The 18517-nt window shown below is 62.2% G+C and carries 24 protein-coding genes and 6 pseudogenes; all 30 read left to right on the top strand.

What is annotated here, in order from left to right; all coding sequences use genetic code 11:
• Positions 1-137 (top strand): annotated as a pseudogene (gene tuf, locus ACFMO7_RS04730) (elongation factor Tu); the annotation flags it as partial.
• Positions 138-210: 73 nt separating this feature from the next.
• Positions 211-528: a 30S ribosomal protein S10 gene (rpsJ, locus tag ACFMO7_RS04725; protein ID WP_052890671.1), complete on the top strand. Its 318-nt coding sequence runs from the start codon at positions 211-213 to the stop codon at positions 526-528.
• A 266-nt stretch (positions 529-794) separates the two neighbouring features.
• Entirely contained in the window at positions 795-1622 is an 828-nt protein-coding gene (rplC, locus tag ACFMO7_RS04720; protein ID WP_376794361.1) for a 50S ribosomal protein L3, read from the top strand.
• 9 nt (positions 1623-1631) lie between these two features.
• A pseudogene (gene rplD, locus ACFMO7_RS04715) lies at positions 1632-2255 on the top strand (50S ribosomal protein L4); the annotation flags it as partial.
• A 156-nt stretch (positions 2256-2411) separates the two neighbouring features.
• The gene (gene rplW / locus ACFMO7_RS04710) at positions 2412-2711 is read left to right on the top strand and encodes a 50S ribosomal protein L23 (protein WP_376794360.1); all 300 of its coding nucleotides are present in this window, start codon (positions 2412-2414) and stop codon (positions 2709-2711) included.
• Between the two features lie 10 nt (positions 2712-2721).
• Positions 2722-3555: a 50S ribosomal protein L2 gene (gene rplB, locus ACFMO7_RS04705; protein WP_376794359.1), complete on the top strand. Its 834-nt coding sequence runs from the start codon at positions 2722-2724 to the stop codon at positions 3553-3555.
• 52 nt (positions 3556-3607) lie between these two features.
• Positions 3608-3895 (top strand): 30S ribosomal protein S19, encoded by a 288-nt coding sequence (gene rpsS / locus ACFMO7_RS04700; protein WP_052890667.1) that lies wholly within the window; start codon positions 3608-3610, stop codon positions 3893-3895.
• Between the two features lie 62 nt (positions 3896-3957).
• Positions 3958-4308 carry a 50S ribosomal protein L22 gene (gene rplV, locus ACFMO7_RS04695; RefSeq protein ID WP_376794358.1) on the top strand — a complete coding sequence of 117 codons (351 nt, stop codon included), beginning with the start codon at positions 3958-3960 and terminating at the stop codon, positions 4306-4308.
• Between the two features lie 41 nt (positions 4309-4349).
• Positions 4350-5096: pseudogene (gene rpsC / locus ACFMO7_RS04690) on the top strand (30S ribosomal protein S3); the annotation flags it as partial.
• 813 nt (positions 5097-5909) lie between these two features.
• Entirely contained in the window at positions 5910-6341 is a 432-nt protein-coding gene (gene rplP / locus ACFMO7_RS04685) for a 50S ribosomal protein L16 (protein WP_376794357.1), read from the top strand.
• Positions 6328-6537, top strand: coding sequence for a 50S ribosomal protein L29 (rpmC, locus tag ACFMO7_RS04680; RefSeq protein WP_376794356.1), 210 nt, complete (start codon positions 6328-6330; stop codon positions 6535-6537). The genes rplP and rpmC overlap by 14 nt, the downstream gene beginning before the upstream one ends.
• Before the next feature lie 101 nt (positions 6538-6638).
• On the top strand, positions 6639-6971 hold the full coding sequence (gene rpsQ, locus ACFMO7_RS04675) for a 30S ribosomal protein S17 (protein WP_376794362.1): 333 nt from the start codon (positions 6639-6641) through the stop codon (positions 6969-6971).
• Positions 6968-7336: a 50S ribosomal protein L14 gene (gene rplN, locus ACFMO7_RS04670; RefSeq protein WP_052890664.1), complete on the top strand. Its 369-nt coding sequence runs from the start codon at positions 6968-6970 to the stop codon at positions 7334-7336. Before rpsQ ends, rplN begins: the two co-directional genes overlap by 4 nt.
• A gap of 38 nt (positions 7337-7374) precedes the next feature.
• Positions 7375-7773 carry a 50S ribosomal protein L24 gene (gene rplX, locus ACFMO7_RS04665; RefSeq protein ID WP_376794355.1) on the top strand — a complete coding sequence of 133 codons (399 nt, stop codon included), beginning with the start codon at positions 7375-7377 and terminating at the stop codon, positions 7771-7773.
• Between the two features lie 5 nt (positions 7774-7778).
• Positions 7779-8321 carry a 50S ribosomal protein L5 gene (gene rplE / locus ACFMO7_RS04660; protein WP_297165236.1) on the top strand — a complete coding sequence of 181 codons (543 nt, stop codon included), beginning with the start codon at positions 7779-7781 and terminating at the stop codon, positions 8319-8321.
• Positions 8322-8326: 5 nt separating this feature from the next.
• Entirely contained in the window at positions 8327-8512 is a 186-nt protein-coding gene (locus tag ACFMO7_RS04655) for a type Z 30S ribosomal protein S14 (RefSeq protein WP_069805729.1), read from the top strand.
• 199 nt (positions 8513-8711) lie between these two features.
• The gene (gene rpsH, locus ACFMO7_RS04650) at positions 8712-9107 is read left to right on the top strand and encodes a 30S ribosomal protein S8 (RefSeq protein ID WP_376794354.1); all 396 of its coding nucleotides are present in this window, start codon (positions 8712-8714) and stop codon (positions 9105-9107) included.
• A 16-nt stretch (positions 9108-9123) separates the two neighbouring features.
• Positions 9124-9711, top strand: coding sequence for a 50S ribosomal protein L6 (rplF, locus tag ACFMO7_RS04645; RefSeq protein WP_376794353.1), 588 nt, complete (start codon positions 9124-9126; stop codon positions 9709-9711).
• Positions 9712-9891: 180 nt separating this feature from the next.
• Positions 9892-10086 (top strand): annotated as a pseudogene (locus tag ACFMO7_RS04640) (50S ribosomal protein L18); the annotation flags it as partial.
• 225 nt (positions 10087-10311) lie between these two features.
• Positions 10312-10521, top strand: a pseudogene (locus ACFMO7_RS04635) (50S ribosomal protein L18); the annotation flags it as partial.
• A gap of 38 nt (positions 10522-10559) precedes the next feature.
• Positions 10560-11057: pseudogene (gene rpsE / locus ACFMO7_RS04630) on the top strand (30S ribosomal protein S5); the annotation flags it as partial.
• 262 nt (positions 11058-11319) lie between these two features.
• Positions 11320-11502 carry a 50S ribosomal protein L30 gene (rpmD, locus tag ACFMO7_RS04625; protein ID WP_376794352.1) on the top strand — a complete coding sequence of 61 codons (183 nt, stop codon included), beginning with the start codon at positions 11320-11322 and terminating at the stop codon, positions 11500-11502.
• A complete protein-coding gene (gene rplO / locus ACFMO7_RS04620) occupies positions 11502-12032 on the top strand; it encodes a 50S ribosomal protein L15 (RefSeq protein WP_376794351.1) in 531 nt (176 codons plus the stop codon). Before rpmD ends, rplO begins: the two co-directional genes overlap by 1 nt.
• A 315-nt stretch (positions 12033-12347) precedes the next feature.
• A complete protein-coding gene (secY, locus tag ACFMO7_RS04615) occupies positions 12348-13679 on the top strand; it encodes a preprotein translocase subunit SecY (RefSeq protein WP_376794350.1) in 1332 nt (443 codons plus the stop codon).
• 51 nt (positions 13680-13730) lie between these two features.
• Positions 13731-14402: an adenylate kinase gene (locus tag ACFMO7_RS04610; protein ID WP_376794349.1), complete on the top strand. Its 672-nt coding sequence runs from the start codon at positions 13731-13733 to the stop codon at positions 14400-14402.
• A gap of 106 nt (positions 14403-14508) precedes the next feature.
• The gene (gene map, locus ACFMO7_RS04605; RefSeq protein ID WP_376794348.1) at positions 14509-15258 is read left to right on the top strand and encodes a type I methionyl aminopeptidase; all 750 of its coding nucleotides are present in this window, start codon (positions 14509-14511) and stop codon (positions 15256-15258) included.
• A gap of 585 nt (positions 15259-15843) precedes the next feature.
• Entirely contained in the window at positions 15844-16065 is a 222-nt protein-coding gene (infA, locus tag ACFMO7_RS04600; protein WP_052890653.1) for a translation initiation factor IF-1, read from the top strand.
• A 701-nt stretch (positions 16066-16766) separates the two neighbouring features.
• Entirely contained in the window at positions 16767-16883 is a 117-nt protein-coding gene (gene rpmJ / locus ACFMO7_RS04595) for a 50S ribosomal protein L36 (protein WP_052890652.1), read from the top strand.
• A gap of 467 nt (positions 16884-17350) precedes the next feature.
• Complete coding sequence (rpsM, locus tag ACFMO7_RS04590; RefSeq protein WP_376794347.1) at positions 17351-17734, top strand: 30S ribosomal protein S13; 384 nt, start codon at positions 17351-17353, stop codon at positions 17732-17734.
• 285 nt (positions 17735-18019) lie between these two features.
• On the top strand, positions 18020-18418 hold the full coding sequence (rpsK, locus tag ACFMO7_RS04585; RefSeq protein WP_376794346.1) for a 30S ribosomal protein S11: 399 nt from the start codon (positions 18020-18022) through the stop codon (positions 18416-18418).
• Positions 18419-18517: the final 99 nt, after the last annotated feature.

Raw genomic sequence — 18517 nt, 5'->3', positions numbered from 1 at the left:
TGGTGATGCCGGGGGACCATGTGAACATGACGGTGGAGCTGATCTATCCGGTGGCGATGGAGGCGGGAGTGCGCTTTGCCATTCGCGAGGGGGGCCGCACCGTCGGCGCGGGCGTCTGCACCGAGGTGCTCGAATAAGCATGCGGCGGAGCGAGAGACTCGCTCGACCATAGGCAAAGGCCGCACCAGGCCACAAAGGAGGCAAGAGACAATGGCTACCGGAGCGAAACAGCGCATCCGCATTCGCCTGAAGGCCTACGACCATCGCATTCTGGATCAGTCGGCGATGCAGATCGTCGACACCGCCCAGCAGACAGGGGCGCGTGTCTCTGGCCCTGTGCCGCTGCCCACGGAGATCCAGAAGTTCACCGTGATCCGTTCGCCCTTTATCGATAAGGACTCGCGTGAGCAGTTTGAGATTCGCACCCATAAGCGCTTGATCGATATCGTCGATCCGACCAACAAAACGGTCGAAGCGCTCACGCGCTTAAATCTGCCCGCAGGCGTCGACATCGAGATCAAACTGTAGGTGGATAGGCCAGAACGGGATCGCTCTTTGCGTGCATGTATCCCCTCTGGCCTCTGGCCGCCAGCTCGCCCAGAGAGCGCAAGCGAACGGGACAGAACGGCAGCGCCGCGAGAGATCGCGCGGCTCGCTCGGTCCCGTTCACGCTCCTTAAAGAGAGTGTTACCCGGATCCAGAGCAGAGACCGGGGGCGAGGCTGGCTGAGGAGGAGCAAAGAGCGTATCCGTCTGGTTCCATCCCCTCCCTGCAGAGGAGAGTAGGTAGAGAGTATGCTCAATGGATTGTTGGGCAGGAAAGTGGGCATGACGCAGGTGTTCGGGCCGGATGGCAACGCCATCCCCGTAACCGTCATTGAAGCAGGCCCGTGCATCGTTACCCAGATCAAAACCACTGCCCGTGATGGCTACGAAGCAGTCCAGATTGGTTTTGAGCCGCTTCCCGTCAAGCGGGCGACGCGCCCGCTGCTTGGGCACCTTGGTCATCGGCTGCCGCTCTTGAGGGCCCAGCGCCGTCGTCTGCAGCAATACCAGCAGGAGCAGCGTGCCAAGGCCCGCAGCCAGGAAGAGGGAGCTGAGAGCGGAAGCGGCGCGCAGGCTTCCGAAGAGAAGAAGCCGGACAAGCAGATTCAGAAGCTCCTGGCCTTGCAGGAGAATCGCCAGCGCCGTCCGGGGCCGGAGCTGGGACCTTTCCGCGTCCTGCGCGAGGTCAAGCTACAAGACGGGGTCGCGCCCGACAAGCTAGAGCTGGGCGCCCGCTTTGACGTCAGCCTCTTCAAGGTCGGAGAATTCGTCGATGTCATCGGAACCTCCAAAGGAAAGGGGTTCCAGGGCGGCGTCAAGCGCCACGGCTTTGCCGGCGGCCCCAAGACGCATGGCCAGTCGGATCGTCATCGCGCGCCCGGCTCCATCGGTTCCGGCACCACCCCCGGGCGAGTGCTCAAGGGCCTGCGCATGGCCGGCCACATGGGCAATGCGCGCGTCACAGTCAAGCGGCTGCGTGTGATTCAGGCCGACCCGGAGCGCAATCTACTGGTAGTCAAGGGCTCGGTGCCCGGGGCGAATGGCGGCCTGCTCATGATTAGGAAGCATAAGAGGTAGGTAACGGCGATGCCCTCGACGACAGTCTATAACATGGCCGGCGAGGCCGTGGGAGAGCTTGAGCTGAACGAGCAGGTCTTCGGGATCACGCCCCATATCCCGGTGCTCCATCAGGTGGTCACCGCCCAATTGGTCAACCGCCGCCAGGGCACCGTCTCCACCAAGCACCGCGGCGAGGTCTCGGGAGGAAACAAAAAGCCCTATCGGCAAAAAGGCACCGGTCGGGCGCGACAGGGAAGCATTCGCGCGCCCCAGTTCCGCCACGGCGGCGTGGTCTTTGGGCCGCGGCCTCGCGTCTATCATCACGATGTGCCACGCAAGATGCGGCGCCTGGCCATCCGCTCGGCGCTCTCGGATAAAGTGGCCAACAATCGCCTGATTGTCGTGGATCGGCTCCAACTGGAGCGGCCACGCACCAAGGACATGCTAGAGGTGCTCAGCAAGCTGCCCGTCGGCGACAGCAAGCGTGTACTGCTGATGCTGCCGCAGCGCGATGAGAACGTCCTGCTCTCGGCGCGCAACATTCCAGGCGCCAAGGTTGAGCATGTCTGCGCCATCAACGTCGTAGAGCTGCTGAAGCACGACAGTGTCATCATGCCGGTGCCAGCCGTACGCTGGCTGGAATACGTCTTTGGCGAGGGACTGAGCGCCGAAGAGGCCAGCCAGCGCATTGCCGAAGCCGAGGCTGAGGTCGAAGCCCAGGCGGAAGCTGCGGCGCAGGAGGAGCCTCAGGGCGAGACCAGCGCCGCCGACAGCCAGGCCGCCGGCGGCAGCGAGGAGGAGTAGGCCGTGGAGGTCACTGAGGTTCTGCGTCACGGAATCATCACCGAAAAATCGGTCACGCTCCAGGAGCAGCGTAACCAGTACACCTTTAAGGTGGCGCCGGAAGCCACGAAGATCGATGTGCGCCGCGCCGTCGAGCAGCTCTTCAATGTAAAGGTGCTCAAGGTCAATATCATCAATGTGCCCGGCAAAAAGCGCATCCTGCGCCGGCGAGGAGCACCCCCGCGCATCATCCGCGGGCGGCGCTGGAAAAAGGCCATCGTGACCCTCCAGCCGGGTCAGACCATTGAGGCATTGAAGGCATAAGGGGAAGAAGATGCCAGTAAAACAGTATAAGCCAACGACTCCCGGGCGACGCGGCATGACGGTTTCGACCTTCGAAGAAATCACGAAGACGGAGCCGGAGAAGTCGCTGATCAAGCCGCTGAAGAAGCATGCCGGTCGCAACAACCAGGGCCGGATCACCACCCGTCATCGGGGAGGGGGAGCGAAGCGGGCCTACCGGATCATCGACTTCAAGCGCAACAAGCTGGGCGTGCCGGCCAAAGTGGCCGCCATCGAGTACGACCCCAACCGTTCGGCCCGCATCGCTCTGCTGCACTATCTTGATGGAGAGAAGCGCTATATCATTGCGCCGCTGGGGCTGAAGGTGGGCGACCAGGTAATGGCGGGGCCGGAGGCTGACATCAAGCCGGGCAATGCTCTGCCGCTCAAGAACATTCCCGTGGGCACCACCATTCACAACATCGAGCTGGTGCCTGGGCGCGGGGGCCAACTGGTGCGTAGCGCCGGCGTAGGGGCCCAGTTGATGGCCAAAGAGGGGGACTACGCCCTGATCCGTCTCCCATCGGGGGAGCTGCGTTACGTCCACATCCGCTGCATGGCCACGGTTGGCCAGGTGGGCAACCCCGATCATGAGAACATCACCATTGGCAAGGCGGGCCGCTCCCGCCACATGGGGCGGCGGCCCGCGGTCCGTGGCGCGGCCATGAACCCCTGTGACCACCCACACGGTGGTGGCGAAGGGCGTGCTCCGCGCGGTGGTCAGCCGCAGACGCCCTGGGGCAAGCCCGCCCTTGGCGTCAAGACGCGGCGCAACAAGCGTACCGATCGCTTCATTGTCCGTCGGCGCAACGCTGGTCGGCGCTAGCGGGTGAGCCAAGCTCGCCGACAGGCACAGGTAGGAGGAGGAGAACGAAAGCATGTCGCGCTCGCGTAAAAAAGGACCATACATTCACGAGTCGCTGAGAAAGAAGGTCCTGGCGATGCGACGCAGCGGTGAGCGTCGCCTGATCAAAACCTGGTCGCGCGCCTCAACCATCTTCCCCGAGATGGTTGGCTTGACCATCGGCGTGCACAATGGCAAGACCCATGTGCCGATCTATATCACCGAGAACATGGTAGGCCATAAGCTGGGAGAGTTCGCTCCCACGCGGCACTTCCGTGGCCACTCGGGTGGGAAGAGCGAGCGGACCACCTCGGTCCGCTAGGCCGCTCTCTCCTCCCACCCCTGGCGGAAGGCCAGCGGAGCCATCTTAAGATGGAGTAGGAGATGCAAGTCAGGGCTATTGCGAGGAACATCGGCATTTCGCCGCGTAAGTTGCGCTTGGTCACGGAGGCGGTCAAGGGACTGCGCGTCAGCGAGGCGCTGCCGGTTCTTGATTTCCTGCCCAACGCTGGGGCCAGGCCGGTCAAGAAGGTGATCCAGTCGGCGGTGGCCAACGCGGAAAACAACTACAATCTCGATCCCGACCAGCTCTACATTCTCAACATTGTGACGGACGAGGGGCCGCGCCTGAAGCGCTTCAAGGCCCGTTCGCACGGGCGTATGTCGCCCATCATTCGCCGTTCCAGTCATGTCACAGTGATCGTTTCGGATGATCGAGCCGACCTGGGACGCTAACGAATCGAGCGAGCGAAGTGCAGTGAAGGAGGAGCACGTCAGTGGGACAGAAGGTTCATCCCACAGGGTTCAGGCTCGGCATTATCAAAACCTGGCTCTCTCGCTGGTATGCTGAGCGTGACTACAAAGACCTGCTCGCGGAGGACATGCTGATCCGCGAGACGATCAACCGCGAGCTGGCTAATGCGGCGGTCTCGCGCATCGAGATCGAGCGTGCGGCGGCGACGCAGGTGTCGGTAACTATCCATACCGCCAGGCCGGGCATCGTGATCGGCAAGAACGGGGAGAAGGTCGACCGGCTGCGCAGCCTGCTGGAGTCGAAGATCCATAAGCGGGTGCGCCTCAACATTGTCGAGATCCTTCAGCCAGAGCTTGATGCTTACCTGGTTGGCCGAACGATCGCCGAGCAGCTTGAGAAGCGTGTCTCGTTCCGGCGCGCCATGAAGCAGGCTGTCCAGAAAGCGATGCGCGCCAATGCCAAAGGCATCAAGGTCATTGTGAGTGGGCGTCTCGGTGGGGCGGAGATCGCTCGCAGCGAGAAAGAGGTCGAGGGGAAGGTTCCCCTGCATACCCTGCGCGCCGATATCGACTATGGGCAGACGGAAGCCCACACGACCTATGGTGTGATCGGTGTTAAGGTCTGGATCTACAAGGGGGACGTCCTCCCTGGCAAGGGTCCGGGACCTGAGGGTCAGGAGGGCGCTCCCCAGCCCGCGCTCCTGCCGCGTGAGATCGGCGTTGGTGAGCGGCGCCCGCCCGAGCGCCGGGATCGCCCGGAGCGCCGAGATCGCCCCGAGCAGCGCGGAGGGCGTCCGCGCCCCGAGCATGGTCAGGGCCGTCCTCCCCGCGGCGAGCGCGGTCAGGCTCAGGGCGGTCCCCAAACTCAGGCCCCTGGCCAGGGAGAGCGTGAGCGTGGTCCGCGTCCCCCCCGCGGCGAGCGTGAGGGACAGCAGCCAGGCCGTCAGGGTCGTCCATCTCGTCCTCCTCGCCCACCACGGGCTGAGCAGGGCCAGCGCGGCGGCGAGCAGGGACGCCAGGGCCAGGCCCAGAGCCAGGGCCAGGCCCAGCAGGCTGAGACACAGCCATCGGCTCAGCACCAGCAGCGTCAACAGCCTCCGCAGTCGCACCACCAGCAGCAGCAGCAGTCTGTCCAGGGCCCGGCGCCGGCTGCCCCGTCTGAGCAGGCAGCCCCACCGACTGCGGCTGAGCAGCCACAGGGTGGCGGACAGCCCTCTACGGGCAGCGCTGAGGAGTAAAGCCGACTGAGGAGAGAACGCCGGGCAGCAAACAGATACAGCGAGCGAGAGCTAACAAGGCAGGCCCGCCCTGGCGCGAGGAAGAGCGAGGCAGGAGGGAAGGAGGGCCGTCCTGAACAGACTGTCCGTCGTCTCCCAGGGGAAGCCCTCGGCAGCAAGTGAGCCAAACAGACGAACCAGCTAGCGAAGACGCCAGAGGCGGCGCAGCGGCTGGGCCACTCGCTAGCGGCAGCCAGCAGAGAGCAGACGCGTCAGCCCCGACCGGCCCGGCCCATGCCCTTAGTCGCGAGCCAGCAGGCCGCTGGGTGACGGGGCTACCTGTGGCAAAGAGGAGAAAAGGCAGCCATGTTACTGGCACCGAGACGTCCAAAGTATCGCAAACAGCATCGCGGTCGCCTTAAGGGGACCGCTCATCGCGGCAATACGGTCGCCTTCGGCGATTTCGGCTTGCAGGCCCTGGAACCCTGCTGGCTGGAGGCACGTCAGATCGAGGCCGCCCGTATTGCGATCACGCGCTTCATGAAGCGCGGCGGTAAGGTCTGGATTCGCGTCTTCCCCGACAAACCCGTGACCGCTAAGCCGGCAGAGACACGCATGGGGAAGGGGAAAGGCGCCCTCGACCACTGGGTAGCAGTGGTCAAACCTGGACATATGATCTTCGAGATCGGTGGCGTGAGCGAAGAGATCGCCAGGGAAGCTGCACGCCTGGCGAGCCATAAGTTGCCAATCGCCACACGCTTTGTAGTCAAGGGGGAGGCGGAGCGTGCCGAAGCTTAAGGAGCGTCGCCAGCAGATTCGCGAGATGTCGCTGCAGGAAGCCCAGCGCGAGCTGAAAGAGCTGCGTACCAGGCTCTTCAATCTGCGCTTGCAGAAACAGCGTGGGGAAGTCAAGAATACGCGCATCTTCGCTCAGACCCGCAAGGATATCGCTCGCCTGCTCCACCATATCTCACAGCTGGAGGCTGAGCAATGACGCAGGGAACGACTGGGCAGAATGCGGCCACGCTCAGCTCAACCGCAGGGCGGCCCCAGCACCGCCGCCAGCAGAAGGTGGGGCTGGTGATCAGCAACAAGATGGACAAGACCATCGTCGTTGCGGTTGAGCGGCTCAAGATGCATCCACTGTACAAGAAAACCTATCGTCAGACCAAGCATTTCTATGCTCATGATGAGCACAACGCCTGCCAGATTGGAGACATTGTGCGCATCGAGGAATGCCGCCCGCTGAGCAAGCTCAAGCGTTGGCGCCTGGTCGAGATCGTCAAGCGCGGCAGCGGTGTTGTACCCGTTGAGGAGGTCCTGGGCCAGGAGATCACCAGCGAGCTGGAGCGGGTACAGCAGGGTGCGGGCCAGGCGGGGCCGGGCGGGCGGAGTGAGCAGCAAGGAGAGGAGGGAGCCGAAGAATGATCCAGCCCCAGACCCGTCTCAAAGTTGCCGACAACACGGGCGCCAAGGAAATCATGTGTATTCGTGTCCTTGGCACCTCGAACAAGAAATATGCCACGGTTGGCGACGTGATCAAGGCCAGCGTCAAGAGCGCCGCCCCCAATGGTCAGGTCAAGAAAGGGGAGGTAGTCACCGCGGTGGTCGTGCGCGTTGCCAAGGAGTACGCCCGCCCGGATGGCTCCCACATCCGCTTTGACGATAACGCGGCTGTGCTTATCGGCGCTGGTAACAACCCCAGGGGAACACGTATCTTTGGTCCGGTGGCTCGCGAGCTGCGCGAGAAAAACTACGTCCGTATCCTCTCGCTCGCGCCAGAGGTGCTCTGAGGGAACGTGAGGAAAGAAGAAGGTAGGTAGGCAAAACGATGGCTGTCAAGACGAAAGCGAAGGAAGAAAAGCGGCCTCTGCACCGGGCCAAGATGAACATCAAGAAGGGCGACACCGTGCTGGTGATCGCGGGCAAGGATCGGGGCAAGCAAGGGACGGTGGTCAGGGCCCTGCCGCAGCTGAACAAGGTCATCGTTGAGGGGGTCAACCTGGTGAAGCGGCACCAGAAGCCGCAGGGGCAGCTGCGTCAGGGAGGCATTATCGAGAAGGCCATGCCCATCCACGTCTCCAACACCATGCTCGTCTGCACAGAGTGTGGTCAGCCCACGCGCGTTGCCCACGAGCGTCGTCCGATGGGGGCGGATCAGAAGCTCCGCCCGGTGCGTATCTGCAAGAAATGTGGCAAGGTCATTGCTGATCGGACGAGGAGTGCGTAGAGATTATGGCAGCACGCTTAAAGGAGAAGTATCTCAAGGAGGTGGTACCGGCCCTGCAGAAGGAGTTTAACTACAAGAATCCGATGCAGGTGCCGCGCATCCACAAGGTGGTCATCAATATTGGGATGGGCGAGGCCATTCAGAACGCCAAGGCGATGGAGGCGGCAGTCAATGATCTCTCGCTCATCACCGGTCAGCGCCCGGTCATTACCCATGCGCGGCGCTCGGTGGCCTCGTTCAAGGTACGCAAGGGCATGCAGATCGGCTGCATGGTGACGTTGCGGGGCGAGCGCATGTACTACTTTCTCGACAAGCTGATGAACGTCGCTCTGCCGCGTCTGCGCGACTTCCAGGGGGTCTCTCCGGATTCCTTTGACGGGCGTGGCAACTATACGCTGGGCTTGCGTGAGCAGCTCGTCTTTCCCGAGATTGACTATGACAAGATCGATAAGGTCCGGGGCATGGAGGTCAGCATTGTGACCACGGCGCGCACCGACGAGGAAGGGCGACGCCTGCTCAGCCTGCTCGGAATGCCCTTCAGGAGGTAGGATCGATGGCCAAGGTCTCGATGATCGTCAAGGCTCAGCGCAAGCCTCGCTTTAAGGTGCGCCAGCACAACCGCTGTCGCGTCTGCGGACGTCCGCGTGCCTACATGCGCAAGTTCGGCCTGTGCCGCATCTGCTTCCGCGAGCGGGCCTTGCGCGGTGAGCTGCCCGGTGTGACGAAATCAAGCTGGTAGGTTCAGCAATCGCCCTGGTGGGCAGCGTGAAAGAGCGAGCGCGCGTCTCGGTAACAGCCGCAGGCTCCTGCCCGGGAATGCTGGACTGAACTGGACTGGACTGAGCCGGGCTGACCTGACCTGAACTGAACTGGGTGAGGGATTGCTCAGGCCGCACCGCAGGTCGCTCGTTCTTTCATGATCGTGGAGGTGTTGTACTATGAACATGACTGATCCCATCGCGGATATGCTCACCCGCATCCGCAATGCGATCACCGCGCGGCACACGCGGGTCTCGATTCCGGCCTCCAAGATGAAGTTGGCCATTGCGCGTGTGCTCAAGGAAGAGGGCTATATTAAAGATATCGAAGTGATTAAGGATAATCCCCAGGGGACGATTCGCATCACCTTGCGCTATGTCGATAAGAAGCCGGTGCTGACACAGTTGCAGCGCGTCAGTAAGCCCGGGCGGCGCGTCTATACCAAGCGCAAGGATATTCCCCTGGTGCGGGGCGGGCTGGGGGTTGCCATTCTGTCCACTCCCAAGGGCGTGATGACGGGACGCAAAGCCTATCAGCTCGGTCTTGGGGGCGAGGTTATCTGTCACGTCTGGTAGACGGGAGGTTGACACCGTGTCGCGTATAGGGCGTATGCCGATCCCGATCCCGCCAAAGGTCGAGGTCAGCTGGAACGAGGAGAATCTGGTGACCGTCAAGGGTCCCAAGGGCCAACTCTCCCTGAAGGTCCCCTCCTCCCTCTCGCTGACCCTGGAGAATGGCACGCTCAAGGTGGCGCGCCAGTCCGATAATAAGCTGCATCGCTCACAGCATGGCCTCTACCGCACGCTGATCAATAATATGGTGGTCGGCGTGACCCAGGGCTACAGCAAGCAGCTCGAGATCCACGGCACTGGCTACCGCGCCACCAAGGTGGGCGATAACCTGGTGATCCTGGTGGGCTATTCCCATCCGATCGAGGTGCCGCCGCCGCCGGGCATCTCCTTTACGGTCGATGGGGTCGACCCTGTGACGAAGGCCACCAAGATCAGTGTGGTCGGAATCGATAAGCAGAAGGTGGGCGAGATGGCGGCCATCATTCGCCGCATCCGCGAGCCGGAGCCTTATAAGGGCAAAGGCATTCGCTACGCCGGCGAGGAGATTCGGCGCAAGGCCGGTAAGGCCGGTAAGACCGGCAAGGCTGGCGGCGGGAAGAAGAAGTAAACAAGCAGGCAAGCTGCTGGTCTGGTCGATTGGCTGGCTGGCCGGCTGGCCTATCGGCCTATCCCATCGCCGGCACGCACGAGCTTTCTGCGACAGAGAGGGGACGTAGTGCCGATCACGTCCCTTGCAGTGTCGGTTCATCTTTCTTTATTACTCTTATAAGAACAGGGGCACGTTCTCATGATCAAGACGTTCAATGCGAACAAGGCGCGGCTGCGTCGGCACCAGCGGATACGTCGCCGAGTCAAGGGCACAGCGGAACGGCCACGCCTGAATGTGTTCCGCAGCGCTCGCCATATCTATGCGCAGATTATCGATGATACCGTGGGTCGAACGCTCGTAGCGGCCTCCTCGCTGGAGCCGGCGCTGCGCGAGTTCCAGCCGGCAGCGCCTCCTGAGTCGGCAGCGGCTCCCCAGGCGGAAGCGGCCCCGGAGGAGGTGGTAGTCGAGAGCGCGGCGGAGGCTGCGCCCTCGCGTAAGGCCGCTCGCGCCGCGGCGCGAGCCCAGTCGCAGCCCCAGCAGGCCAAGGGCGGCAAAGGCAGTCAGCAGCAGCGGGGCCGTCCCCCGACGCAGGTTAAAACGGTTCTGCCGAGCGCCCAGAAGGGCGAGAAGAAAACGCCTGTCGAGGCGCTGGCCGCCATTGCCTACAATCGCAAAGTCGCCATCGCGCGCGAGGTTGGCAAGTTGCTCGCGCAGCGGGCGAAAGAGAAGGGGATCGAGAAGGTCGTCTTTGACCGTGGAGGCTACGCCTATCACGGGCGCGTGGCTGCTCTGGCTGAAGGGGCGCGAGAAGGCGGCCTACAGTTCTAGTCTAGGCTAGCTAGGTAGGCACGAGCACGAGGAGGAACATGCCGAGAATAGATGCGTCGAAGCTGAACCTGGAAGAGATCGTGGTCGAAGTCACTCGCGTCTCCAAGGTTGTCAAGGGCGGGCGCCGTTTTAGCATCCGGGCGCTCGTGGTGGTTGGAGACCGCAATGGCCACGTTGGCTATGGCATGGGGAAGGCCGCCGAGTATACCGAGGCCATTCGGAAGGCCGCCGAGGATGCCAAAAAACACCTGATTCATGTTCCGTTGACCGGTACAACTATCCCCTTCATGGTCAAGACAACCTTTGGCGCCTCGCAGGTGATGCTCAAGCCCGCCGCGCCCGGCACCGGTGTGATCGCCGGGGCGGCCGTGCGCGCCGTGGTGGAGCTGGCCGGCATTCGCGATATTCTGACCAAGGTGATTGGCAGCTCTAACCGCGCTAACACCGTTGGCGCCTGCATCGAGGCTCTCAAGGAGCTGCGCTCGCCCGAGGAAGTGGCTGCCCTGCGTGGGAAGACGGTGGTTGAGCTGCTGGGGCGGCGCCGCGCCGAGCGGCTGGCGGCGGCGGCGGCCAGCGCTGCCGAGCAGGCGGCTGCCCTGCGCGCCGCACGCGAGGAGGAGGCGCGCGAGCAGCGCGCGCTCCGACGGGCGGCCCGCGAGCGCGCTGAGCGTGGGGAACGTCGCTCGACGCGCCGTCGCTAAGCCTCGCTAGCGAGCAAGCTGGCTCGCTCCTGCTCGCTGGAACTACCAGCTCAGGGCAGGGTGAGGGCCGGCCGGACTGTTGAGGAGAGAGATTGTTATGGCAAAGCTGCGCATCAAGTGGGTGAAGAGTACGATTGGCTATGCGCAGGATCAGCGGGAGACGATCCGCTCGCTTGGGCTGCGCAAGCTCCAGCAGGAAGTGGTGCGCGAGGACACGCCCACGACTCGCGGAATGATTCGCAAGGTGAGACACCTGCTCAAGGTGGAGGAGATAGCGTAATGAAACTGTCGGATCTGCGACCCGCTCCTGGTTCGCATCAGCGGTCGAAACGAGTCGGACGAGGGCATGGCTCTGGACGTGGTAAGACCGCTGGCCGCGGTACCAAGGGCCAGAAGGCGCGCACTGGGGGGAAGGTTCGCCAGGCTTTTGGGGGAGGTCAGACGCCGCTGTCGCAGCGTCTTCCTTTCCTGCGCGGTATTGGCAATAGCAATGCGCCTTTCCGCAAGGAGTACGCCGTTGTCAATGTGGCCAGCCTGGAGCGCTTCTTTGAGCCGGGGGCCGCGGTGACGCCGGAGGCGTTGGCGGAGAAGCGCCTGCTCTCGCCTGCTGAGAGCCGTGGTCTGGTCAAGATCTTGGGCGACGGTGAGCTGCATCGCCCGCTGACGGTGCGGGCCCACAAGTTTTCAGACAGTGCGCGCGCCAAGATCGAGGCCGCCGGTGGCAGCGTCGAAGTGATTCCTGTTAAGGTCTACGAGAAGACAAAGCGCCGCAAGGATCAGGGCAAGCAGGCCCAGGGGGCCCAGGCCTGAGCGCACCGCTCACCTGGGCCAGTTCTTCCTCTTTTCCAGACAGGTGGATCGGCACACCGCTGGCCACCGGCCTGGTCCGACGCGGTAAGCAGCCACAACAGACAAGCCGGCCTCGGCGAAGACCTGGTTCTTGCTGGCCGCTGGTCAGCCTGGCCAGAGCCGCCGCTGGCTGGCTGGCGAGGGAAGGATCCCTGGTAACCCTGGTAAACCCCGGTCCGTCCTCTGCTGATCGATCCAGTCCAGGGCTGGCCGAGGGCCGAGAGGCTGCCTCTCCGCGACCGATGCGTGCGACGCTTGTTCTGAAAGGAGCCATCCATGTTAGGGCGGCTGCTCAGTGTCTGGTCTATTCCCGACCTGCGCAAGAAAATCATCTTTACGCTGGTCATGCTGCTGCTGATGCGGCTGTTGGCCCATATCACGGTGCCGTTGACCCACCAGCAGGAGCAAGCGCTGGCCAGCCTTTTCACGAGCGGTCAAAATCAGAATCTGGGCCAATTGCTTGGCCTGCTGGACATCTTTTCGGGGGGATCGCTCCAGACCTACTCGATCATTGCCATGAGCGTCTACCCCTACGTCACGGCGACCATCGTGATGCAGCTGCTGTCGCCGATCATTCCGGCGCTCCATCGCCTCACGGAAGAGGGGGAAGCCGGGCGGCTTAAGTTCAGCCAGATCACGCGCATCATCACGGTTCCTATCGCCTTTCTCAATGCGCTGGGTAGCGCGGCCATCTTTGTCAGGGTGGGCGTCCTCGATGCCAGCACCTTCAACCTCTTTGGGCCGAACTGGCTGCAGACTCTGGCCATTCTGCTCTCGCTGACCACGGGGACCATGATCCTGGTCTGGTTCGGCGAGCTGATCACGGAGTATGGTGTTGGCAACGGCATCTCCATCATCATCTTGGGGAACATTGTGACCCGCCTGCCCACGCTGGTGCAGCAGGGCTACATCTCCAGCACCACCACGGGCGGCACGAGCAGCAGCATTCTCAACCTGGTCGTGCTGGGGATCATTACCGTGGTCACCATCACCAGCATCGTCTATATCTACCTTGGACAGCGACGTATTCCGATTCAGTATCCCACCAAGCGCATCGTGGGGCGAGGCATGCTGGTCGGCTCGGCTCAGACCACCTATATTCCTATGATGGTCAACAGCGCCGGCATGATCCCGCTGATCTTTGCCAACTCGGTCTTGCTCTTCCCGACCGTCATCTCCCAGTACCTGGCCAGCAGCAATGCTAGCTGGCTGACAACGGCCGCTAGCTGGATCAGCAGTACGGTCCTCAATACGACGCTGCCCTGGTACTGGCTGTTATACTTTCTCCTGGTGGTCGGCTTCACCTACATGTATGCCGATCTGGTCTGGGACCAGCAGAATATTGCCGAGAATCTCCAGAAGCAGGGCGCTCACATTCCTGGCTATCGCCCCGGCGAGCAGACGCGCGTCTACTTGAAAACCCTGCTGAGGCGGGTCACCTTTGGAGGCGCGCTCTTCCTGGGCGTTTTGGCGATTTTACCCTACCTGGCCAGAACCCAGATGCTCAGCTCAACCGCCCTGCTGGTGGTGGTGGCCGTGGCCCTGGACACTATCAGGCAGCTTGAAGCGCAGGTTGTCATGCGCAATTACTCGGGTTTCCTGTCGTAGGTCGGCGAGGCGCGATGCTGCGCCTCGTCCGCTTCCATCGGAGGAGAAACGGTGCTGATCATTCTCATTGGCGCTCAAGGGTCGGGCAAAGGGACCCAGGCGGAAGCGCTCTCTCAGGAACTTGGGATTCCGCACGTAGCCAGCGGAGATCTGTTTCGTAAGGAAGTCGCTGAAGGCACTGAGCTGGGCCTGAAAGCCAAAGGCTACCTGGATCGCGGCGAGCTGGTCCCTGATGAGCTGACTATCGCGATGATCCTGGGTAGGCTGGCCCGTCCCGATTGTGCCAGGGGGGTCTTGCTAGATGGCTTCCCGCGAACCATTCCCCAGGCGGAGGCTCTGGATAAAGGGCTGCAAGCCGTTCGGAGGCAGGTCGATCTGGCCGTTTATCTGGAGGTGCCACGTGAGGAATTAGTGCGGCGGCTGTCGGGCCGCTTCATCTGCCGCGCCTGCCAGCACGTCTACAACATCTATAGCAAGCCACCTAGAGTTCCGGGTGTCTGCGATATCGATGGAAGCGAACTCTACCAGCGCTCCGACGATGTCGGCGAGGCGGTCGAGCGGCGACTGGACATCTTCTTTAGGGAGACGATCCGCCTGCTCGACTACTACGCAGCCCAGGGAAAGCTGGTAAAGGTCAACGGCAATCAGGGCATCGACGAAGTTCAGCAAGAGTTGCTTGCAACCATTAAACGCTATGACAAAGGCCAGCATGGGTCGGCCTGATGGAAGAGCGCATAGCCACCAGATCAGGCCGGAGGGCAGAAGGGCTGGCGGCGCTCGCCCTGCTCTGGCTCGTCCCAGCCCCGCCCCCCCATGAGGAGAGTTGAGAGTGGCGATTATCCTAAAATCAAAGGAAGAGCGCGAGCGGATTCGCGAGACTGGACGAATCGTGGCCGCGGTTCTGGCTGAGCTGCGCAGCGCGGTTCGCCCCGGCATCACTACCGGCGATCTGGACCGCCTGACGGCGGAGGCCCTCCAGCGCTATGGGGCAAAGTCAAGCTCGCTCGGTTACCACGGCTATCCCGGCCACCTATGCACGTCGGTCAACGATGAGGTGGTTCATGGTATTCCGGGCAAGCGCGTTCTCCAGGAAGGCGATATTGTCAGTATCGACATCGCCGCCAATTACCAGGGCTGGCATGCCGACGCGGCCATCACGGTCGGAGTGGGCGAGATCAGCCCCGAGCTGAAGCGCCTGCTGAAGGTGACCGAGGATGCTCTCTACCGCGGAATCGCTGCCGCTCGGGCCGGCAACCGTTTGCTCGATATCAGCCGCGCCATTCAGCAGTTCGTGGAGGGCGCCGGCTTCTCGCTGGTGCGCCAGTACGGCGGGCACGGTATTGGGCGCAGTATGCATGAAGATCCCCAGGTCTTGAACTATGTCGAGCCTGGGCTGCCCAACCCTGTCCTGCGGCCCGGTATGGTGCTGGCTATCGAGCCAATGGTCAATATGGGCGGGAAGGAGACGCGCGTCCTCGCCGATCGCTGGACCGTTGTTACGGTTGATCATAGCTATTCCGCCCATTTCGAGCATACGGTGGCGATCACCGAGGGCGATGCCGAGATCCTGACGCTCTGATCCGAGCGCAGGACCGCTCAAGACAGGTGGGCCGGTCCGCCCAGGCGACGCTTGCTCGCTCACACCGGCGCCAGAGGAAGAAGGCAAGGTTGGCCTGGCGATCCACTTCTGGTAGAAAGAGGGTCTGCCCCTCGACTTTCCCAGAGGTTTGTGCTATAATTCGCAGTTGGTCGCAGCAGTCTTCCCTGCTGCTTTTTGCCACTCTGGAAAAGCACACAAGTCGTAGGGACAAACGACCTTCTCATAGAGAGCGAACTCGCCTTGTTTCCTCATGCGCGGCGTTGTGCAGGAGTGGGTCGCCTGTCTGCCTGCCCGTCTGGGCAGGCTCCGCGGCAAGACAGGCCGATCAACCCAAGCGGGCAGCCTCGTGTGAGGGATCCTTATCCGCCGGTCAGCCAACTAGCCAGCTAGCGCCAGCAGGAAGCGGGGAAGTGGAGAAGAGGAAGGGAAGAGAAGAAAGATGGCGACGGAGTGGGCCAGGTGAGTGGTGAGGTTGATCAAGTGGGTGAGGTGGATCGTTTGCGCACAACCTGCTGTTGGAACGCTTCGATGAGCCACTGCAACAGGTGACGACGAAAGGGTGCTATGCCGAAAAAGGATGAGATCGAGGTGGAGGGCGAGGTAACCGAAGCCCTCCCAAATGCGATGTTCAGGGTCAAGATCGACGAGAACCATCAGGTTCTGGCAACGCTGTCGGGGCGGATCCGCATGAATTTCGTGCGCATCGTCCCCGGCGACCGGGTCAAGGTGGTGCTCTCGCCCTATGACCTGACACGGGGCCGCATCACCTGGCGCGTCAAGCCCTGACCGGAGCGGCTCCCTGGATCGCCGCAGCCGCAGAGGCAGACAAGAGAGGACCGGCCTTGTTGTCTGGCCGCTTCCTACTACGGCAAGGCGAGCAAGCTGTTCAGCATCAGCAGAGAGCAGACAGAGAGCAGACTATACCGGGACCGGGTCTTCGCTGAAGCGACCCGGCGCGACCCAGGCCGGGCAGGTCCACAGAAGGTTGGCCTGACCCCGCGCCTTGCTCCCATGCCACAGCTCAGATTCGTCTGGGTGGCCTCTGTTCTGTCAGTGGCAACCCCTCTGCACCCTTACCTCTCGCTTGCTCCTCTCCAAATGAGAGGTGGACAGAGCTGCACTGGTTAGCGATTCGGCCTGCTGACCGCTGGACTGGTCAATCCCAGCAGGCCAGCCGCTCGGCTTTCTCGCTGAGCGGCCTGCAGAGAAGCGAGAAGGAGAAGGGCACATCCAGCAAGAACGAGGCTGGTCGATGCGACACGACGTGGCGCAGTGTGGCTGTCGCTCCGGCTTGCGCCTTTTCGTTTCATCGTTGGCTGCTTGCCTCGATCAGGCTGGTCTGGCTCTGCGCTGTTGCGCTCCGCTTCTCTCGCCTGGTTCGACTTGACTGGATTGTTCTGGCAGGCGCTTTCACACGGTGCGCCGATCTCTGGCAAACAATGGCTCGGTGAAGAAGAAAGCTAGAAAAAGGAAGGAAGGAGGGAGCCGTGAAGGTACGCGCCTCGGTGAAGCCACGCTGCGAGCATTGTAAGATCATTCGCCGCAATCGCGTGGTGATCGTCATTTGTACCAAGAACCCCAAGCATAAGCAGCGTCAGGGCTAGAACTAGAGCGTGCTTGGGCGAAGGCCGCTTCCTGGCAGCGATCAAAGCCGACAGGCCCCGAGCGGTTCCGATTGTCAATCTCAAGCCGGATCTGCCGGAGCGGGAAGGAAGAGGTTGGCACGCAACGGCGGACGGTGGACGCAGCGCAGGCTCACTTTCCCAGCGGTGGCCGTCCTCTGGCCTGCCTGCGTTGAGCTGGCGGTTGCGCCCTTCCAGGCGATAGGTCAATAAGCGCGCGGCGCAGCAAGGCAGTGGCTGTGTCGGCAGTCAATGCCCAGGCAGGCGGGCCTGGAGCGTTTCCCTCGCCAGGAGGGCTGTCCCCCATCCTACTTTTTATCTATCAAGCAAGTTAAGCAAGCAAGAGCAATGAGAGCCTGAGCTGCAAAGAAAAGCTCGGATGAGGAGAAGCAAGACGGGGCGGAGGCCATACGAAAGGTCCCGGCCTATCTTCTGATCTGGAGGAGAAGATGGCTAGAATTGCCGGAGTCGATATTCCACGCGAGAAGCCGGTCGAAATCTCGCTGCGCTATATCTATGGGATTGGCCCGACGACCAGCCGGCAGATCCTGGAGAAGACCCGCGTCAATCCCTCCAAGCGGGTCAAGGATCTCACCGAGGACGAGGTTAACCGTATTCGCGAGGTCATCGACCGCGAATACAAGGTTGAGGGCGATCTGCGGCGCGAGGTCGAGCAGAATATCAAGCGCCTGATCGAGATCGGCTGCTATCGCGGCCTGCGCCATCGCCGCAATCTGCCGGTGCGTGGCCAGCGAACTCGTACGAATGCCCGCACTCGTCGCGGACCGCGCAAGACGGTGGCCGGTAAGAAGAAGGCTACAGCCAAGAAGTAAAGGCCGTCTCTGGGGAACCCTCTCTTCTTGCCTGGCCGATGGACGGGCAGGTGGATTGGCCGCTTGGCTGGCAGGGCTGTCGATCGGCTCCGCCGGTGGCAACCCTGGCTGGTGGCCTGCCAGGGAGAGCGGAGAGAGAGACCTCCGACGATGCATGCCGGCGCGGGATGGGATTTGTTCTCAGCCCTTCACCGGATGGCCTGAGCAACGATCAAGGATTACACGGTTGCAGATAGTCATTGAGAATAAGCAGACCGTCTCACCGGAGGTAGAGAGAAAAAGAACATGGCCGAGAAGAAGAAGCAGTCGGGTAAGCCGCGCAGGCGTGAACGGAAATCGGTGCCGCGTGGCCAGGCGCACATTCAGGCGACCTTCAACAATACCATTGTCACTATGACCGACCCGAATGGGAACGTAATTGCCTGGAGCAGCGCCGGCTCGCAGGGTTTCAAGGGGTCGCGCAAGAGCACCCCCTATGCGGCAGGGGTCGCAGCGGAAGCGGCGGCTCGCAAGGCGATGGAGCACGGCATGCGCCAGGTCGAGGTCTATGTCAAAGGGCCTGGCTCGGGCCGCGAGGCGGCGATCCGCTCGCTACAGGCTGCTGGCCTTAACGTTGTTTCGATCACTGATGTCACGCCGATTCCGCACAATGGCTGCCGACCGCCGAAGAGGCGTCGTGTGTAGGTGCGCTGTGCGATTGGACGTGTGAGGAGGATGAGCTAAAGATGGCACGCTATACAGGCCCTGTTTGCAAGCTGTGCAGACGTGAGGGGGTCAAGCTGT

The organism is Thermogemmatispora sp. (genome assembly GCF_042408735.1).
GTDB lineage: Bacteria > Chloroflexota > Ktedonobacteria > Ktedonobacterales > Ktedonobacteraceae > Thermogemmatispora.
This window is presented reverse-complemented; position numbering and strand designations above follow the sequence as displayed.

Excerpts from the sequence above, each read along its gene's own strand:
- rpsJ (WP_052890671.1), top strand. The coding sequence starts at position 211 with ATGGCTACCGGAGCGAAACAGCGCATCCGCATTCGCCTGAAGGCCTAC.
- rplC (WP_376794361.1), top strand. The coding sequence starts at position 795 with ATGCTCAATGGATTGTTGGGCAGGAAAGTGGGCATGACGCAGGTGTTC.
- rplB (WP_376794359.1), top strand. The coding sequence starts at position 2,722 with ATGCCAGTAAAACAGTATAAGCCAACGACTCCCGGGCGACGCGGCATG.
- rpsS (WP_052890667.1), top strand. The coding sequence starts at position 3,608 with ATGTCGCGCTCGCGTAAAAAAGGACCATACATTCACGAGTCGCTGAGA.
- rplV (WP_376794358.1), top strand. The coding sequence starts at position 3,958 with ATGCAAGTCAGGGCTATTGCGAGGAACATCGGCATTTCGCCGCGTAAG.
- rplP (WP_376794357.1), top strand. The coding sequence starts at position 5,910 with ATGTTACTGGCACCGAGACGTCCAAAGTATCGCAAACAGCATCGCGGT.
- rpsQ (WP_376794362.1), top strand. The coding sequence starts at position 6,639 with ATGGACAAGACCATCGTCGTTGCGGTTGAGCGGCTCAAGATGCATCCA.
- rplN (WP_052890664.1), top strand. The coding sequence starts at position 6,968 with ATGATCCAGCCCCAGACCCGTCTCAAAGTTGCCGACAACACGGGCGCC.
- rplX (WP_376794355.1), top strand. The coding sequence starts at position 7,375 with ATGGCTGTCAAGACGAAAGCGAAGGAAGAAAAGCGGCCTCTGCACCGG.
- rplE (WP_297165236.1), top strand. The coding sequence starts at position 7,779 with ATGGCAGCACGCTTAAAGGAGAAGTATCTCAAGGAGGTGGTACCGGCC.
- ACFMO7_RS04655 (WP_069805729.1), top strand. The coding sequence starts at position 8,327 with ATGGCCAAGGTCTCGATGATCGTCAAGGCTCAGCGCAAGCCTCGCTTT.
- rpsH (WP_376794354.1), top strand. The coding sequence starts at position 8,712 with ATGAACATGACTGATCCCATCGCGGATATGCTCACCCGCATCCGCAAT.
- rpmD (WP_376794352.1), top strand. The coding sequence starts at position 11,320 with ATGGCAAAGCTGCGCATCAAGTGGGTGAAGAGTACGATTGGCTATGCG.
- rplO (WP_376794351.1), top strand. The coding sequence starts at position 11,502 with ATGAAACTGTCGGATCTGCGACCCGCTCCTGGTTCGCATCAGCGGTCG.
- secY (WP_376794350.1), top strand. The coding sequence starts at position 12,348 with ATGTTAGGGCGGCTGCTCAGTGTCTGGTCTATTCCCGACCTGCGCAAG.
- infA (WP_052890653.1), top strand. The coding sequence starts at position 15,844 with ATGCCGAAAAAGGATGAGATCGAGGTGGAGGGCGAGGTAACCGAAGCC.
- rpsM (WP_376794347.1), top strand. The coding sequence starts at position 17,351 with ATGGCTAGAATTGCCGGAGTCGATATTCCACGCGAGAAGCCGGTCGAA.
- rpsK (WP_376794346.1), top strand. The coding sequence starts at position 18,020 with ATGGCCGAGAAGAAGAAGCAGTCGGGTAAGCCGCGCAGGCGTGAACGG.